Origin of the sequence: Rhodococcus sp. USK13, assembly GCF_018343855.1 — a bacterium.
Classification (GTDB): domain Bacteria; phylum Actinomycetota; class Actinomycetes; order Mycobacteriales; family Mycobacteriaceae; genus Rhodococcus_F; species Rhodococcus_F oxybenzonivorans.
Genome location: NZ_CP069242.1, coordinates 776,756 through 794,061, shown reverse-complemented (window position 1 = coordinate 794,061; position 17,306 = coordinate 776,756). Strand labels below are relative to the sequence as shown.

Sequence of the window (17,306 nt, the reverse complement as noted above, 5' to 3'; positions counted from 1 at the left end):
GGCTCTATGTACTCCTCTGTTCGTCCACGTTCACCGGACAGTGGTGACGGCTACCCGGATGACGGCTACCCGCATGTTGGTGAGGGATCGAATCCGGCCCACCGGGCACGGGATCCCACCCACCAGGGTGCCAGGGCGCACATTTCGCCAGCCGGACCACCGTCAAGACAAGACCTTTGAGAACCCCGTGGGTGCGCAGGGATTCGACTGCGTACTCGCTACAGGTGGGTGTGAACCGGCAGGTCGGCAACCTCAGGGGCGACACATATGTCCGGTACAACTCGATCAGAAAGATAAGGATTCGCGCCGGGAGGGCACGAATGGTCGCCCACGTGGACGTCGTCGGGGTATCGGCACCCGCCACGGCGGCGCGCGACTCGTCGAGTGCGCTTTTCATGCGAAGTTACTCATGCGCAAGAAGATCCAATCGGGAGAGACCTGCACGAAGTTGCTTGTCCAGATCCCGGCTACTTGCAGTCGCGGCTCCCGGAAGAGCCCGAATCACCACATCGGTGGTGACTGGAACAGCACCCACCAGGTCGATGCAGATATGACGAAGCCGGCGTGCGACTCGATGTCGAATCACCGCCGGCCCGACAGCCTTACTCACAACCAGTCCAAATCGTGGACCGCCGCTACTCACCAGCTCATCTGTCTGTCCACGGTCGAATGCGTGGACAACCAGATCGCGTCTTCCCATCCGGCGACCGCGTCGTACAGTCAACGAAAAGTCTGAATGACGACGCAATCGGTACGGCTCAGGCAACACCCCGAGCTCCTGAACCCAGTATCGGGATCAGGCGGTGAGGGATTCGCGGCCCTTACGGCGACGCGCCGAAACGATTGCACGACCCGCACGGGTCCGCATACGAAGACGGAAGCCGTGAACGCGCGCGCGGCGTCGGTTGTTCGGCTGGAACGTCCGCTTGCCCTTGGCCACGGTCAACACTCCTCGAAATTCATCGACGCCTCCCGGCGTCCTGGATCTAACATGGTCGAAAACTCAGGTGGTCAACCAGCAGTGACACACGACATCGCCGCTGGACTGAATCCAGCACGATACCGCCACCTCACCACAGGGTGACTGTTCGAGAGTACTGATGACTCCCGGTCAGGTCAAACTCGCTCACCTGCGCTTCCTCTGCGAACGGGATAACCGACACGCCGAGGTTTGATAAATGCTTGCACCCCAACTTCCGATGTGCCAAACCGCTGTGAGGTTGCCGACACTGTTGCTAGCGTTGAAACATGGTCTCGCCGATGAACCCTGATCGAGTGCCCAGCTCTCGACTTCACCGTTCTCATCTGCACATTCACCACAATTCATCCACAGGGCACAGATGGTGTCCCGCCTTCGGTCACCCCGAGGGTTGCTGACGCACGTCACATCCCTGGTCGGTCCACCCCCTTCATCCGGACGTCCTGCGCAAAACCACAGCTCAGGGCGGTAAATCTGGAATTTTCGCCTCGTAACGACGTCTTCACACCGGTCCTCCATGCTTTGTCCACATCTGTGGATAATTGTGTGGAAACACAGTTCAGATGGCATATTCGTAGGTCCGTACGGGGTCCATCCTCAGGTCGGGGAACGCCCAATTCCACCTCGGCGACGGCACCGACATCTCGACAAACTGGGGAGGAACCACGTGAACGAGGATCCGAATGCACTCGCACGGATCTGGATCGACGTCGTCGCTGACCTCACGTCAGATTCACCCGGTGGCGATCTGCCACCGTTGACGCGTGGCCAGAAGGCATGGTTGGCACTCGTCAAACCTTTGACACTCGCCCAGGGTTTCGCTCTACTTTCGGTTCCGTCGCCGTTCGCGCAGGAAGCGATCGAGCGGGACCTTCGTGAACCGATCCTCCACGCGCTGGGCCGGCACCTCGGTGAACAGGTGGAGGGTCTCGGCGTTCGGATCGCAGCCCCGGTCGACAACGAACCCGATTCCGATCCTCCTCCCCGGGACCACCGACCCGAACCGGACCACCGGCACACTCCCCGGCATCTCGAGCCTTCGGCCACCAGCGCGGGCACCTATCGCCGTCGCCGATTCGGTTCCGGTGAAGACCAGCCCTACTCCGACACCACAGACTTCGAAGAGGTCGACGACGACAGTGAGGCGCTCGCGAGTGTCCACGAATCGTGGCCGTCGTACTTCACGAAACCACCGGCCGGCCCGGCGCCCACAGCGACGGGTGGCAACAGCCTGAACGCGAAGTACACCTTCGACACTTTCGTCATCGGCTCGTCCAACCGCTTCGCACACGCGGCCGCCGTCGCCATCGCCGAGGCTCCTGCCCGCGCCTACAACCCGCTGTTCGTGTGGGGCGCGTCGGGCCTCGGCAAGACCCACCTGTTACATGCGGCCGGTCACTATGCGCAACGTCTCTTCCCGGGGATGCGGGTGAAGTACGTTTCCACCGAAGAGTTCACCAACGACTTCATCAACAGCCTCCGCGACGACCGGAAAGTGGCGTTCAAGCGTCGCTACCGTGAGACCGACGTGCTGCTGGTCGACGACATTCAGTTCATCGAGGGTAAAGAGGGTATCCAGGAGGAGTTCTTCCACACCTTCAATACGCTTCACAATGCGAACAAGCAGATCGTGGTGTCTTCCGACCGACCGCCGAAGCAGCTCGCCACGCTGGAGGAACGCCTCCGCACCCGCTTCGAATGGGGCCTGATCACCGACGTCCAGCCGCCCGAACTCGAGACCCGCATCGCGATCCTCAGCAAGAAGGCCCGCATGGACCGGCTCGAGGTGCCGGACGACGTCCTCGAGTTGATCGCCAGCCGGATCGAGCGGAACATCCGGGAACTCGAGGGGGCACTCATCCGCGTGACCGCTTTCGCGTCCCTGAACAGGCAGCCCCTGGACCTCACGCTGGCCGAAGTAGTCTTGCGTGATCTGATGCCGGATTCGTCGAGTCTCGAGATCAATGCCGCCACGATCATGGCCGTGACGGCTGAGTACTTCAACATGTCGATCGACGACCTGTGTGGCCCGGGCAAGGCCCGTCCGCTGGCGCAGGCACGGCAGATCTCCATGTACCTGTGCCGCGAGCTGACAGACCTCTCGTTGCCGAAGATCGGTCAAACATTCGGCCGCGACCACACCACCGTCATGTACGCGGACAAGAAGATCCGCAAGGAGATGACGGAACGCCGGAAGGTGTACGACCAGGTCCAGGAGCTCACAGCCCGCATCAAGCAGCGCTCCAAGCGGTAGATCTTCGCCTCTGCCCTCCTCGTGCCCCGGAAGTTCGATTGCCGGGGCACGAGTCGTCTGAGGGTGGGGCCGGCGAGTGAGGGGTGGCTCGAGCCGTCCCTCGAGGGCCTCCTCGAGCCCTTCCTCGAGGTCACCCTCGAGGGGTTGCTCGAGCGTCGGCTCGAGGGGGTACTCGAGGGTGGGCGCACCGAGCGGGGGCGCGACACACCGGTGCAACACGCCGACGCCGAGACCTGGGGAAAAGCATTCACACCTGTGGATAAGTGTGGGGATGACGGGGAATCTCTGTGGACAGAACGTGTAGAACTTTGAACAACCTCGAGTAGTCCACACGGGTGCCTGATTGGTCCTCGAGTTTGTCCTCGAGAATTCCCCATGCGGGCGGGCGGACCGACCAGCGCCTAAGGCCGTTCGTCCACAGATTCCACAGGACCTAATAGTACTTCTGAATATTTCTTCTAAGAAACTCTTTCAAAACAGGCTTGGGGATCGAGTCGGTTCACAGGCCTCCGCCGGGGACTCGAGGACCGGGACGTTCCGCTTTCAAGTTCGTCCTCGAGGGCTTACGGTTATGCATCGCCGCTCTGTGAAAGACTGCAGTGCCAGTGGTCACGGCTCGACCGTGCCGACCAACCGTGCTACCGAGAGGAACAACCCGGCGATGGAGCTTGGAAGCCTGAAGTTTCGCGTCTCCCGGGAAGAATTCGCTGATTCAGTGGCATGGGTCGCCCGCAGTCTGCCGTCGCGACCCCCTGTCCCGGTTCTCGGCGGGGTTCTCCTTGACGCAACCGAACAAGGGTTGACGGTTTCCGGATTCGACTACGAGGTGTCGGCCCAGGTGCGGGTTGCGGCAGAGGTCGGCAGTACGGGACAGGTCCTGGTGTCCGGCAAGTTGCTGGCTGACATCACGAAGGCGCTCCCGAACAAGCCGGTCGATGTGACCCTCGAAGGCACACGCGTTCTGATCGCCTGTGGAAGTGCCAAGTTCTCGCTGCCCACCATGCCGGTCGAGGACTACCCCCAGCTACCGCAGCTGCCCCAGCAAACTGGTTCGATCCCCGCGGACCTGTTCTCCGAGGCAATCAGCCAGGTGGCGGTCGCTGCCGGCCGAGACGACACTCTGCCGATGCTGACGGGCATTCGTGTCGAGATCGAGAAGAGCACGATCGTGCTAGCCGCTACCGACAGGTTCCGTCTCGCCGTGCGTCAACTCGAGTGGTCGCCCACCAATCCCGACACGTCGGCTGCCGTCCTCATCCCTGCCAAGACCTTGTCCGAGTCGGCTAAAACTCTTGCCGGAGATGCCACTTCGCCCGTCGAGCTCGCTCTGGGTTCCGGCTCCGCCGTCGGCAACGACGGCCTTCTCGGCATCGTCAACGACGGCCGCCGCACCACCACCCGACTCCTCGACGCCGAGTTCCCGAAGTTCCGCCAGCTCCTGCCGTCCGAGCACACCGCCATGGCGACTGCCCCGATTGCCCCGCTCATCGAGGCCATCAAGCGTGTGGCGCTGGTCGCGGAGCGGGGCGCACAGGTCCGCCTCCAGTTCTCTGCCGAGGGACTCCTCCTCTCGGCCGGGGGTGACGACGCGGGCCGGGCCGAGGAAGGCCTCAACGCGGTGTTCCGCGGCGAGCCTCTGACCATTGCCTTCAACCCGGGTTATCTGATCGACGGACTCTCCTCGCTCCACAGCGAGGAGGTGCTGTTCGGTTTCACCACCCCCAGCCGTCCAGCCGTGCTGCGCCCCGCCACCGAAGAAGAGATCGAGCCTGACGATTCCGGCAACTTCTCGGCACCCGAGAGTGCGTACACCTACCTGCTGATGCCGGTCCGCCTCCCCGGCTGACGCCTCGCGAGGAGCGAAAGGGTCACTGTCGGAAGAAATCTCACGAGCGGACGGAGATCACGATGCAGGTCGGGTTGGTCGGACTCGGGAAAATGGGATTCAACATGCGCGAGCGTCTGCGCGCGCACGGTCACGAGGTCGTCGGCTACGACCCTCGTCCCGAGGTCACCGACGTGGCATCCCTGGCGGAACTCGCGCAGCGACTCGAGTCTCCGCGAGTCGTGTGGGTGATGGTTCCGGCGGGGAAGATCACCCAGGACACCGTGTCGGAGCTGTCGACCGTGCTCGAGTCCGGGGACCTGGTCATCGACGGTGGAAACTCGAGATATACCGACGACCGTGTGCACGGCGAGATGCTGGCGTCCCGGAGCATCGGTTACCTGGACTGTGGTGTGTCCGGCGGAGTCTGGGGACTCGAGAACGGTTACGGGCTGATGGTCGGTGGCGCGGAAGCCGATGTCGCACGGGCACTTCCGATCTTCGATGCGCTTCGCCCCGAAGGAGAGCGGGCGGACGGCTTCGTCCACGCAGGTCCGATCGGAGCCGGCCACTACGCGAAGATGATTCACAACGGCATCGAATACGGCCTGATGCAGGCGTACGCCGAGGGATACGAATTACTCGAGGCCGAAGAGCTCGTCACCGACGTTCACGGTGTTCTGCGCGCCTGGACCAAGGGCACCGTCGTGCGGTCGTGGCTGCTCGAACTTCTGGTCAAGGCGCTGGGTGACGACCCAGATTTCGCGGAAATCTCCGGGTACACAGAGGATTCCGGTGAGGGCCGCTGGACGGTGCAGGAAGCGATCAACCATGCTGTTCCGGCGCCCGTGATCTCGGCGGCGCTGTTCGCGCGTTTCGCCTCGCGGCAGGAAGATTCCCCGGCCATGAAGGCGGTGTCCGCGCTACGTAACCAGTTCGGTGGACACGCTGTGAAGAAGGCCGCGGGCGAGCCGGAAACCGGCTCTGGAACATAGGTGTTCGTCCGCGCATTCTCGCTCAGAGACTTTCGGTCCTGGGACGCACTGAGCCTTGACCTGCGTCCGGGGTGCACCGTGTTCGTCGGTCCCAACGGACACGGCAAGACGAACGTGCTCGAGGCGCTCGGCTATCTGTCCACGCTGTCGTCGCATCGAGTCAGCTCGGATGCTCCGCTGATCAGGACGGGTACCGGACAGGCCTTCGCGGGCGCGACCGTCGTCAACGCCGGTCGGGAACTGACGGTGGACGTCGAACTGATCGAGGGTAAGTCCAACAAGGCCCGGATCAATCGATCGCCGACTCGTCGTCCGCGCGAAATTCTGGGGATCTTGCAGACGGTGTTGTTCGCCCCCGAGGATCTGTCCTTGGTTCGCGGCGACCCGGGAGATCGGCGGCGCTACCTCGATGAACTCCTCACTTCCCGGATCCCGCGGATGGCCGCAGTGCGTGCGGACTACGACCGTGTCCTACGGCAGCGGTCGGCACTGCTGAAGACGGCCGGCGGTGCGTTGCGGCGGGTCTCGCGCAGCGGTTCTTCCCCTAGTGAGGACGGCGCAAGCGCTCTGGCGACCCTGGAGGTGTGGGATGGGCATCTGGCCGCGCACGGAGCCCAACTGCTCGCCGGAAGGCTACAACTCGTCCACGACCTCGCCCCCCATCTGGCGGAGTCGTACCGATCACTCGCTCCCGAATCCAGACCGGCGAGTATCCGTTACCGCTCGAGCCTCGGCTCGTCCCTCCCGCCGGAATTCACCGACCCGTCGCGGAATCCCGCGCCTGATGACATCGCCTTTCTCGAGGAGCGATTCCTCCACGAGTTGTCGGTCATGCGGTCGAAGGAGATCGAGCGGGGGGTGTGCCTGGTCGGACCTCATCGCGACGATCTCGAATTGCAACTCGGCGACACACCTGCCAAGGGATTCGCGAGCCACGGGGAGTCCTGGTCGTTCGCCTTGTCTCTGCGACTGGGGGCGTTCGCGTTGCTGCGAGCAGATGGCAGTGATCCGGTTCTGATGCTGGACGACGTGTTCGCCGAGCTGGACCGGCGTCGTCGCAGTGCGCTCGCCCGCGTCGCCGTGGACGCCGAACAGGTACTCATTACCGCTGCGGTGCCGGAGGACGTTCCCGTAGAACTCGATGCCGTCCGGTTCGGTGTGGAGGCCCGCGACACGGATCGAGGACGCATCTCGCAGATTACGGACAAGAGTAAGGAGTTGCCTGATGACGGAGGGTCATGACCCCACCCCCTCGGAGACTCCGGAACCGGAGTTGAAGGGAGTCGACCTCGCCCGGCGCGCCCTCGAGGAGGCACGGGCCGCCGCAAAGGCGAGCGGTAAATCGGTCGGCCAGGGTCGGCGTTCCGGAACGGGGGTTCGGAGCCTGCGTGCCCGTCGCCGGCGTGGGTGGTCGGGTCCGGGGCCGGACGATCGTGATCCGCAGCCGTTCGGTGCGCTGACGAGCGCACTCGCGAAACAACGAGGCTGGGCACCCAAGGTGTCTGAGGGGACGGTCCTGGGTCGGTGGACGCAGGTTGTCGGTGAGGACATTGCCTCGCACGCCGAGCCGACCGGACTTCGCGACGGAATCTTGAGTGTGTCCGCGGAGTCGACTGCGTGGGCTACCCAGCTGCGAATGATGCAATCACAGATACTCGCGAAAATTGCCGCGGCCGTTGGTGACGGCGTCGTGAAGTCGCTCCGTATCACCGGCCCCTCTGCTCCGAGCTGGCGAAAGGGGGAGCGACACGTGCGCGGTCGCGGGCCGAGGGACACCTACGGCTGAGCTGATTCGGTGACAGGCGCTGGCCGTATCTGATACCCGATGTTACAGTTATCTCGAGTTGTTGAGTGAACTGTGCCACATCGAATCCGCGTGGCTCAGTGGTCGGCACGAAGGAGTAACCGAATGTCCGCCCCGACTGCACCGCGTAACCGAACGGCGATCCCGGAACCGGATCACATTCTGTTGCAGGCCAGAAACGTCGAGTTCGACTGGTCGAACCTCCCGATGCACTGGATCCCGGGCGATCCGTTCAGCACGCATGTTCTGAACGTTCTGCACCTTCTCCTCCCCGCAGGAGAGGAGTGGTTCGTCGACACGTTCAAGGAGGCGCTGCCCCTGATCGAGGACGAGCAACTGCGTGACGACGTCGTGGGCTTCATCGGCCAGGAGGCAATGCACTCCAACGCCCACTCGGGGGTGTTGATTCATCTGAAGGAGAAGGGCCTCGATCCCACGCCCTTCACCGACCAGATGGAATGGACCTTCAAGAAGATTCTGGGACCGCGTCCACTGACCGGGTTGCGGGAAAAGAACCACTTGATCGAGCGCCTCGCCGTCATCGCCGCCATCGAGCACATCACCGCATTTCTCGGTGACTGGGTGCTCAATGCCGAGGGTCTCGATCGCGCGGGAGTGCACCCGACCATGCTCGACCTGCTGCGGTGGCACGGTGCCGAGGAGGTAGAACATCGCTCCGTCGCCTATGACGTCATGCGGTACTTCGACAAGCGTGAATCCCGGCGCATTCGTACCCAGCTGATCGTGACGCCGGTGATCGTATGGCTGTGGGTGCGGGGAACCCGTTTCCTCATGCGTAACGATCCTGAACTCGCCCCGTGGTCGGAACATCGGCGTAAGCCGCATCTGTCCGACTTCTTCGCGGCGGGTAAGCGGGGAACCTTGCCCACGGCATGGGAGCTGACGAAAAGAATGTCGACGTATTTCACTCGGTCGTACCACCCCTCGAACGAGGGGTCCACGGCGCAGGCGGTGAAGTACCTGGCGTCGTCGCCGGCGGCACAGGCGGCGCAACGATGAAACTCGCTTCCATGCGAAACGTTTTGAAAGCCAAGGGGCTGACTCGCTACGACGCACCGCCGGACATCAAGGGTCGAGAACGACCGGACCGCGCCATGCGTATCACCGAGGCCGTCGCCGAGAAGTACCTCCGGGTGCTCACGGCCTACGAGTACAACCCGGTGGTTGCCGGGCACAATCCCGACAGCGCGATGACGCTCGTCGTGTCGCACCGTCAGGTCGTGGCCCGCGACGCGAACGTGGTGTTGCTCCGGTTCGAGTCGGAAGACGGTGCGGCACTTCCCGAGTGGCACCCCGGGTCGCATCTCGACTTTCACCTGCCCTCCGGTCTTCGGCGCCAGTACTCGTTGTGCGGCGATCCGTCCGATCGACACGGCTACAGTGTCGCCGTCCGGCGAATCCCGGACGGGGGCGGCGGCTCCGTCGAGATGCACGCGCTCGAGCCCGGGTCCTCGGTGACGGTCCGCGGTCCCCGTAACGGGTTTCCGTTCGTCGGTGAGGGCAGCGCGCTGTTCGTCGCAGGCGGTATCGGAATCACTCCCATCCTGGCGATGGTGAGGGCGGCTCGCGAACTCGGAATGGATTGGCAGTTCGTGTATTCCGGGCGTTCGCGTGAATCGATGCCGTTTCTCGACGAGATCGAAACCTTCGACTCCGCACGGGTGTTCATCCGTCCCGACGACGAGTTCGGACTGCCGAGCTCGACCGACCTGCTCGAGCGTGCCGCCCCCGGCGGCGCGGTCTACTGTTGCGGGCCCACTCCGATGCTCGAATCGGTACGGCGCGGATTCGCGAACAGTCCTGCCACGGCGCTGCATTTCGAACGTTTCGGTGCACCACCGGTACTCGACGGCCGCGAGTTCGAAGTACAACTGGTAGGCACCGGCGAAGTGCTGACCGTTCCCGCCGACGAGTCGGCGCTGAGCGTGATCAAAGACAGGCTGCCCGGTGTCGGATATTCGTGCCAGCAGGGTTTCTGCGGTACCTGCCGGGTAAAGGTGCTGGCGGGCAAGGCGGAACACCGTGAAAACCGGCTCACCGACGCCGAGCAACAGGACGAAATGCTCATCTGTGTCTCCCGTTCCGAGGGCGGTCGTCTCGTCCTCGACCTGTGAACCGACGACACCGACGACACCGAAGCTTCGAAAGAGTCGAGGACCCTTCATGAGTGCACACATCCCCGGTACTGCCGTGCGGATTTCCCACGGACCCGTGGAACTAGCGGTGTTCGAACAGGGCAATCCTGCCGGCGACACGATTGTCCTGGTACACGGCTGGCCGGACACCCACGAGTTGTGGCAACGCGTGGTGCCCTTCTTGGCGGAGCGTTTCCGGGTGATCAGCTACGACAGTCGCGGGGCAGGGGACAGCACCGTGCCCACCCGCGTGGCGGACTATCGACTGCCCGAGCTGGCGGGTGACCTGTTCGCGGTCATCGATGCGGTGAGCCCGGGGAAGCCGGTTCATGTCCTCGCCCACGACTGGGGGTCTGTGGAGGCGTGGGAAGCCGTCTGTGAGCAGGGGGCCGCCGAGCGGATCGCGTCCTTCACGTCGGTGTCCGGGCCCAACCTCGATCACCTGGGCAAGTGGATGCGCCGCCGGATATCGGACCGCAGCTTCGGTGGACCGCTCGCCCAGGCGGTGGCGTCGGCCTACACGGTTCTGTTCCAGATTCCCGGGCTTGCCACACTGCCGCTTCGGTTGTGGTTCTCGCGGCACTGGCCGGCATTCCTGAAATTCTTCGACGGACTGGACCCCGCGCTCGTGCGGCCCGGCCCGACGCTGGCGGACGACATGGTGAACGGTCTGAAGCTCTACCGGGCGAATATCAGGACGTGTCTCGGCAGGCCTCGCGACCGCTACACGGACGTGCCGGTTCAGCTGATTCTCAACGCCAGAGACAAGGCAGTGCGCCCGGTGGGCTACGAGGACACCGAGAAATGGGCACCCGACCTGCGACGTCGTCACATCGACGCCGGACACTGGTCACCGATCTCGCACGCGGAGGACATTGCCCAGCTCACGGCGGAGTTCGTCCTCGATCTCGACGAGCGGGCGTTCCGCGATGTCGGGGAGCGCGGCGCCTGACGAATCTCAGGGCCGTTCGGCCTAGGTTTTCACCCCCGAACCATCCTGAAAATTCGCCTACGGGCCGCTCAGGGGTGTCATAGCCCTCTTGTGGCCGTGGCGTACCAGTATGATGGCCGAGGTAACTAGCGGCAAGATTCCCGACTCTCGTTCTCCGCAGGCCCGGACAGGGCGGCGGACGCGTGTGCCGGGTAGTGGACGGAGAAGGAGAGCTACCCACCCGTGGCTGCCCAGAAGTCAGACAAAAGCACCTCCAGCAAGGACTACGGCGCTTCTTCCATCACCGTCCTCGAAGGACTCGAAGCAGTTCGTAAGCGACCGGGTATGTACATCGGTTCCACCGGTGAACGCGGTCTGCACCACCTGATCTGGGAAGTCGTCGACAACTCGGTCGACGAGGCCATGGCCGGCTACGCCAGCAAGGTCGAGATCACCCTTCTCGAGGACGGCGGGGTCCAGGTCGTCGACGACGGTCGTGGCATTCCGGTCGGAATGCACGCGTCCGGAGTTCCCACCGTCGAGGTGGTCCTCACCCAGCTGCACGCCGGCGGAAAGTTCGACTCCGACTCGTACGCCGTCTCCGGTGGTCTGCACGGTGTCGGTATCTCCGTGGTGAACGCGCTGTCCACCACCCTCGAGGTCGACATCAAGCGCGACGGCTTCCGCTGGACCCAGACTTACACGGATTCCAAGCCCGGTGAACTCGTCAAGGGCGAGCCCACCAAAGAAACAGGAACGACCGTCCGGTTCTGGGCCGATCCGAACATCTTCGAGACCACGACCTACAGCTTCGAGACGGTCGCGCGGCGCCTGCAGGAAATGGCATTCCTGAACAAGGGCCTGACGATCACGCTCACCGACGAGCGCGTCAGCGACGCCGAGGTCACCGAGGAGGTCGTCAGCCAGGTCGCGGAAGCGCCGAAGACCGCGGAGGACGAGTCGGCCGAGGCGCAGTCCCCCGCCGTCCACAAGGTCAAGACCCGCATCTACCACTACCCGGGCGGTCTCGAGGACTACGTGCGGCACATCAACCGCACGAAGCAGCCGATCCACAACTCCGTCGTCGGGTTCACCGCGAAGGGCACCGGCCACGAGCTCGAGGTGGCAATGCAGTGGAACTCCGGTTACTCGGAGTCGGTGCACACGTTCGCCAACACGATCAACACCCACGAGGGCGGCACCCATGAGGAGGGTTTCCGGTCGGCGTTGACCGCAACGGTCAACAAGTACGCGCTCGACAAGAAGCTCCTCAAGGAGAAAGACCCCAAGCTGACCGGTGACGACATTCGTGAGGGTCTCGCGGCCATCATCTCGGTGAAGGTGTCCGAGCCGCAGTTCGAAGGACAGACCAAGACCAAGCTCGGCAACACCGAGGTCAGGTCCTTCGTGCAGAAGGCGTGTAACGAGCACCTGTCGCACTGGTTCGAGGCCAACCCCGCAGACGCGAAGACCATCGTCAACAAGGCGGTGTCCTCGGCGCAGGCGCGCGTGGCGGCACGTAAGGCGCGCGAGCTCGTGCGTCGCAAGAGCGCCACCGACCTCGGTGGTCTACCGGGCAAGCTCGCCGACTGCCGGTCCAACGACCCCAGCAAGTCCGAGATCTACATCGTGGAGGGTGACTCCGCAGGCGGCTCGGCCAAGTCGGGGCGTGACTCGATGTACCAGGCGATCTTGCCGCTGCGCGGAAAGATCATCAACGTCGAGAAGGCGCGCATCGACCGTGTCCTGAAGAACACCGAAGTCCAGTCGATCATCACCGCGTTCGGCACCGGAATTCACGACGAGTTCGATATCGCCAAGCTCCGGTACCACAAAATCGTGCTGATGGCCGACGCCGACGTCGACGGCCAGCACATTGCGACGCTGCTGCTCACACTGCTGTTCCGATTCATGCGGCCGCTGGTCGAGCACGGGCACGTCTACCTCGCGCAACCGCCGCTCTACAAGCTCAAGTGGCAGCGCAGCGACCCGGAGTTCGCGTACTCCGACCGTGAACGCGACGTCCTGGTCAAGGCCGGTCTCGAGGCGGGCAAGAAGATCAACAAGGATGACGGCATCCAGCGGTACAAGGGTCTCGGCGAGATGAACGCCAAGGAACTGTGGGAGACCACCATGGATCCGTCGGTGCGTGTTCTGCGTCTCGTCACCCTCGACGACGCCGCCGCCGCCGATGAACTGTTCAGCGTCCTCATGGGCGAGGACGTGGAGGCCCGGCGAAGCTTCATCACCCGTAACGCCAAGGACGTTCGCTTCCTCGACGTGTAGGTATCGGGCGTAGATCCACACCGAAGTCGTTGCAGCCACCGGCGGGCAGAGCCCCCGGTGGCTGCGCCGTATACGGGGTGACCGATGCCTCGACTCCGCGACGATCTCGACTGCGCCGCGCGGTTCTGTGTAGCCTGGGCCGCTGATCAACCCGCAGAAACGGGAACGTACGAGATCAGTGGTGCGCATGTTACTCGAAAGTAAGAGTCGGTGAAGTTCTGTGGTAAAACGTTCCCCGTAGGGACGTGATGAACTCGTTACATTCGGAGATGGGTGCGCCGGGCAGCGCCGCACGGCGCAACTGATCGATCACTTCCCTCCGTCGTCACGTGTCGTCGCGGCCGACCGTCTGCTGCCGCGGGCGTGGTTTCGAACACCGACCCGCGATCGATGAATGGGTGGAAAGGAAGCGTGGGATGAGCGACGATTCGCCGCCCCGGGCAAGGTTCTGGGATATCGAGGGCTGGGGGCTGCGATGGAAGGTCACTGCAGTCCTCGCGGTCCCCGTCACGGTCGCCATGGTGCTCGGTGGGCTCCGAGTGCAGAGCGAACTGAGTAACGCCGTTCACTTCACCGAGGCTGCCGACCAGATCGTCGGCGTCCCCGACATCGTGGCCCTCGAGGCAGCGATGGGCACCGTCGCCAGCGGTTATGCATCCGGCACGCTCACCAAGGAAGACCGGGAAATCACGGAGACACTGATGGCTGAGGTGTCCGAGCAGGCCCGCAACCCAGAACTTCAACCGAACGTTGCCTCGTCGATCCGCCAGACGGTGTCGGATGGGCGTGCACTTCTGAACCTGATGGACTCCCCAGGGGTCAGCGCTGACCTGATCGCGGAACGAAACCAAGTGTTCGCAAAGGATTTCATTGGTGTAGTGGACAACATCGTGCGGCCGATTGACGACAGCGAAGTGGTCGACAAGGGATACCTGCTGTCCAGCGCGTGGCAGGCGCAGCGCAGGTTGTTCGATCAGGCTATGGGTCTCATCGCGGTCAAGGACGCCTACGCGGGCCCGCAGGGCCGGGAGAAGGCGCGAAACGGCGACCTTCCCATGTCGTCCGTGGTCGCCGCGGCCGGTGCCGAAACCAGCCTTCTCGACGTTCTGAACAGGTACTACCCGAAGGACGATGCTCGGCTCACGACCCTGCGCGACAACACCGCGGCCCGCAACACGCTCATCGATCAGGGTCTTGCCGATGCAGCGCGGGGCGGGGTCCTCCCCATCTTGCAGCTGCGTTCCTCGCTGATCGGCAGCCGTGACGTCTACCAGGAGCTGACGAGCGAGGCTGCGCAGGACATCGCCGCCACGGTGCAGACGCGGGCAGCAGAGACTCGGTCCGCCGCGCTGCGCGATACCGCCATCGTCCTCGGCACACTGCTCGCGGCTCTCGTCCTGGCACTCCTCGTGTCGCGGTCGCTGATCGGCCCGATTCGACGACTGCGGTACGGCGCCCTGAAGGCGGCCCGCCGCGACCTGCCGGATGCGATCGAGCAGATCAAGTCCAGCGACGATCCGAGAGATCTGTCATTCGATCCGGTGGCCGTGCACTCGACGGAGGAGATCGGACAGCTCGCCCGCGCCGTCGACGACATCCACGGTCAGGCCCTCAAACTCGCCGGTGAGCAGGCGCAACTGCGCCTCCAGATCAACGACATGTTCGAAACCCTCGCCCGCCGAAGCAAGTCGCTGGTCGACCAGCAGCTCGGACTCATCGAAAACCTCGAGTTCGAGGAAAAGGACCCGAAGCGACTCGAGAGCCTTTTCCGGCTCGACCACCTGGCCGCGCGTATGCGCCGAAACGGTGAGAACCTCCTCATCCTGGCCGGTACCCGGGTGCGTCGTTCCCAGGCGGCGCCCATTGCTCTCGGCGACGTTCTGCGTGCCGCGATCTCCGAGGTGGAGGACTATCAGCGCGTCCAGATGGGAGCGACACCGGAAGGTGCCCTCAGTGGTGCAGTCGTCACCGACGTCGTCCACCTTCTCGCCGAACTCGTCGACAACTCGCTGCGGGCCTCACCACCCGACACGGTGGTCACGTTCAGCTTCGCCCGGGCGGTCGACGGCGGGGTGCTCCTCGAGATCGCCGACCGCGGCATCGGTATCCCGGCCGACGACATGCGGGACATCAACGAGCGGCTCGCATCCGGCGGCGAGGTCGGTCCGGAGACGGCACGCCACATGGGTCTGTTCGTGGTGAGCCGGCTCGCCAAGCGGCACGGTCTCACGGTGCGGCTGCGGTCCACTTTCGACACCGCACGGAACCCCGGCGTGACCGTGAGTATTCACATTCCCAACGCACTGATCGTTTCGCAGGCGGCTCGTCAGGACACCGGCTCACAGCGCAAGATCAACCAGGCACCCGTCCGGGCGGCCATCGCGGCGCCCGCGCCTCGGCGGGACAACGCGCAGCAGCCCTCTACCCGGGGCGCTCTGCCCACCCGCACGCCGCAGTCTCGGCCGGATCCGACGCCCACCACCGCCGCACCCGCCGTCACCACGGCGTTGGGGACGAGCCTGCCTCGTCGTCAGCCCGGCGCGAGCGGTATCGCCGGCGACTCAGGTACGCCGGCCGCGGTATCGAACGGTCAGTCGCCGGACACCGTGAACGTCCGCGGAACCGGCGCCATGCCGAAACTGCCCGTGCGACGACCGCAGGCGGCTGCCCCCACAACGCCGGCTGCCCCCGGAACGCCGGCTGCCGGACCTCGGTTGCCGCAGCTCCCGCGGCGCGACGACCGGCCCGTGCCGGATCGCTCGGCGTCTACGACGCCGCCGCCCCCCGCATCCGGTGATCAGGCACCCGTGCGGCACCGCTACCGCACCGACCCGGCCAAGACGGCGTCGTTCTTCCAGTCCCGGATCGATCCGCCTCCGGCGGAGGCGGTGCAGCGGCCCGGCGGAGGTACTCCGATCTTCGCCGACATGGTGTCCGACTGGCTCACCGATCCGACGGGAGACGAAGGCGCCCCCGGTGTCTGGCAGTCCGCCGGTGACGCGGGCTGGTCCGCCGTCGAGCGGGTCACGTCGGCCCCCGTCGAGGTGGACCCCGAGATCGGCCTGCCGAAACGCCGGCCCGGCGAACGCCTGCTTCCCGGCACGGTCGAGGGCGCGCACAATACGGGGACGCTGCGACGCGTGCGCGATCCTGAGACAATTCGCGCGAATCTCAGCCGTCACCAACAGGGCGTCCGAAACGGCAGGGCCACGAGGCTCGCGCAACGCGACAGTCTTGCGGAACGCAACAGTATTGAAGGAGACCGATGAACACCGCTCATGGATCCGACGTCACGCGACCTCTCGACTGGTTGGTGTCCAACTTCGCCAGCGACATACCCGGCGTCTCCCATGCCGTGCTCGTGTCGGCGGACGGCCTCCTCATGGCGGCCAGTGCCCACCTGCCGATCGACCGGGCCGAGCAGCTCGCCGCGGTGACCTCGGGGCTCGCCAGCCTGTCGGCGGGGGTGTCACGCCTCTTCGAAGGTGGTGGAGTGCTTCAGTCGGTGGTGGAGATGCAGCACGGCTACCTGCTGTTGATGAGCGTCGGTGACGGATCTCATCTCGCCACCCTCACGGATGCCGAATGCGACATCGGGCAGGTCGGGTACGAGATGGCCATCCTCGTCGATCGCGTCGGCGCGTCGGTCGAGGCGACGCCGCGCACTCCGCAGGGCCTCTGACTCCGAGATGGCCATGGACGACCAGCACTTCGAGCATCCGGGACCGAATATCGTTCGCCCGTACTCGCTGACGTCGGGGCGAACCCGGCCGGCGGTCGAGCTCGCTCTCGAAGCATTGATCCAGGCGTTGCCACAGTCGGTGGACCGGCAGTGGGAACTCGACGACGTCAACGCGGCCATCGTCGCGTTGTGTCAGCAGTCGCCGTCGGTCGCCGAGATCGCCGCTCGGGTCGGGGTGCCCTTGGGGGTGGCCCGCGTCCTGGTGGCCGACCTCGTCGAGGCTGGTCATCTGCAGATCCTGGCAACCCTGAAGGAAGATTCGACCGACTCCGAACGTCGTGAACTCATCGAAAGGGTCCTCAGTGGACTTCGCGAAATCTGAACCCCGCAACCG

Annotated in this window: 16 protein-coding genes; 13 read left to right on the top strand and 3 right to left on the bottom strand. The window is 64.4% G+C overall.

Going from position 1 to position 17,306, the window contains the following annotated elements; translation table 11 throughout:
- Nucleotides 1-4 precede the first annotated feature (4 nt).
- Genes yidD through rpmH form a run of 3 tightly spaced genes read right to left on the bottom strand, consistent with a single transcriptional unit; the run spans nucleotide 5 to nucleotide 940 of the window.
- The gene (gene yidD, locus JQT59_RS06485; RefSeq protein WP_213575434.1) at nucleotides 5-397 is read right to left on the bottom strand and encodes a membrane protein insertion efficiency factor YidD; all 393 of its coding nucleotides are present in this window, start codon (nucleotides 395-397) and stop codon (nucleotides 5-7) included.
- 6 nt (nucleotides 398-403) lie between these two features.
- Nucleotides 404-769: a ribonuclease P protein component gene (rnpA, locus tag JQT59_RS06480; RefSeq protein ID WP_213575433.1), complete on the bottom strand. Its 366-nt coding sequence runs from the start codon at nucleotides 767-769 to the stop codon at nucleotides 404-406.
- 27 nt (nucleotides 770-796) lie between these two features.
- On the bottom strand, nucleotides 797-940 hold the full coding sequence (gene rpmH, locus JQT59_RS06475) for a 50S ribosomal protein L34 (RefSeq protein ID WP_005263481.1): 144 nt from the start codon (nucleotides 938-940) through the stop codon (nucleotides 797-799).
- A gap of 706 nt (nucleotides 941-1,646) precedes the next feature.
- Between rpmH and dnaA the strand changes: the two genes are divergently transcribed.
- From dnaA to JQT59_RS06410, 13 genes are all read left to right on the top strand, one after another.
- Nucleotides 1,647-3,233: a chromosomal replication initiator protein DnaA gene (gene dnaA / locus JQT59_RS06470; RefSeq protein WP_213575432.1), complete on the top strand. Its 1,587-nt coding sequence runs from the start codon at nucleotides 1,647-1,649 to the stop codon at nucleotides 3,231-3,233.
- Nucleotides 3,234-3,296: 63 nt separating this feature from the next.
- Nucleotides 3,297-3,545 (top strand): hypothetical protein, encoded by a 249-nt coding sequence (locus tag JQT59_RS06465; RefSeq protein WP_213575431.1) that lies wholly within the window; start codon nucleotides 3,297-3,299, stop codon nucleotides 3,543-3,545.
- A 349-nt stretch (nucleotides 3,546-3,894) separates the two neighbouring features.
- Entirely contained in the window at nucleotides 3,895-5,079 is a 1,185-nt protein-coding gene (gene dnaN / locus JQT59_RS06460) for a DNA polymerase III subunit beta (RefSeq protein ID WP_109325305.1), read from the top strand.
- A complete protein-coding gene (gnd, locus tag JQT59_RS06455) occupies nucleotides 5,076-6,053 on the top strand; it encodes a phosphogluconate dehydrogenase (NAD(+)-dependent, decarboxylating) (protein WP_283254081.1) in 978 nt (325 codons plus the stop codon). The genes dnaN and gnd overlap by 4 nt, the downstream gene beginning before the upstream one ends.
- Nucleotides 6,054-7,295, top strand: a complete 1,242-nt coding sequence (gene recF / locus JQT59_RS06450) for a DNA replication/repair protein RecF (protein ID WP_213575429.1) — start codon at nucleotides 6,054-6,056, stop codon at nucleotides 7,293-7,295.
- Nucleotides 7,279-7,839 carry a DUF721 family protein gene (locus JQT59_RS06445; protein ID WP_213575428.1) on the top strand — a complete coding sequence of 187 codons (561 nt, stop codon included), beginning with the start codon at nucleotides 7,279-7,281 and terminating at the stop codon, nucleotides 7,837-7,839. Before recF ends, JQT59_RS06445 begins: the two co-directional genes overlap by 17 nt.
- Nucleotides 7,840-7,962: 123 nt before the next feature.
- Nucleotides 7,963-8,877, top strand: a complete 915-nt coding sequence (locus tag JQT59_RS06440) for a metal-dependent hydrolase (protein WP_109325313.1) — start codon at nucleotides 7,963-7,965, stop codon at nucleotides 8,875-8,877.
- Nucleotides 8,874-9,992, top strand: coding sequence for a PDR/VanB family oxidoreductase (locus JQT59_RS06435; RefSeq protein ID WP_213575427.1), 1,119 nt, complete (start codon nucleotides 8,874-8,876; stop codon nucleotides 9,990-9,992). The genes JQT59_RS06440 and JQT59_RS06435 overlap by 4 nt, the downstream gene beginning before the upstream one ends.
- Before the next feature lie 49 nt (nucleotides 9,993-10,041).
- Nucleotides 10,042-10,965, top strand: coding sequence for an alpha/beta fold hydrolase (locus JQT59_RS06430; protein WP_213575426.1), 924 nt, complete (start codon nucleotides 10,042-10,044; stop codon nucleotides 10,963-10,965).
- Nucleotides 10,966-11,187: 222 nt separating this feature from the next.
- The gene (gene gyrB, locus JQT59_RS06425; protein ID WP_213575425.1) at nucleotides 11,188-13,230 is read left to right on the top strand and encodes a DNA topoisomerase (ATP-hydrolyzing) subunit B; all 2,043 of its coding nucleotides are present in this window, start codon (nucleotides 11,188-11,190) and stop codon (nucleotides 13,228-13,230) included.
- Between the two features lie 416 nt (nucleotides 13,231-13,646).
- Nucleotides 13,647-16,499: a sensor histidine kinase gene (locus JQT59_RS06420; protein WP_213575424.1), complete on the top strand. Its 2,853-nt coding sequence runs from the start codon at nucleotides 13,647-13,649 to the stop codon at nucleotides 16,497-16,499.
- Nucleotides 16,496-16,912, top strand: a complete 417-nt coding sequence (locus JQT59_RS06415; protein WP_213575423.1) for a roadblock/LC7 domain-containing protein — start codon at nucleotides 16,496-16,498, stop codon at nucleotides 16,910-16,912. Before JQT59_RS06420 ends, JQT59_RS06415 begins: the two co-directional genes overlap by 4 nt.
- A gap of 7 nt (nucleotides 16,913-16,919) precedes the next feature.
- Nucleotides 16,920-17,294: a DUF742 domain-containing protein gene (locus JQT59_RS06410; RefSeq protein WP_109325322.1), complete on the top strand. Its 375-nt coding sequence runs from the start codon at nucleotides 16,920-16,922 to the stop codon at nucleotides 17,292-17,294.
- Nucleotides 17,295-17,306 lie beyond the last annotated feature (12 nt).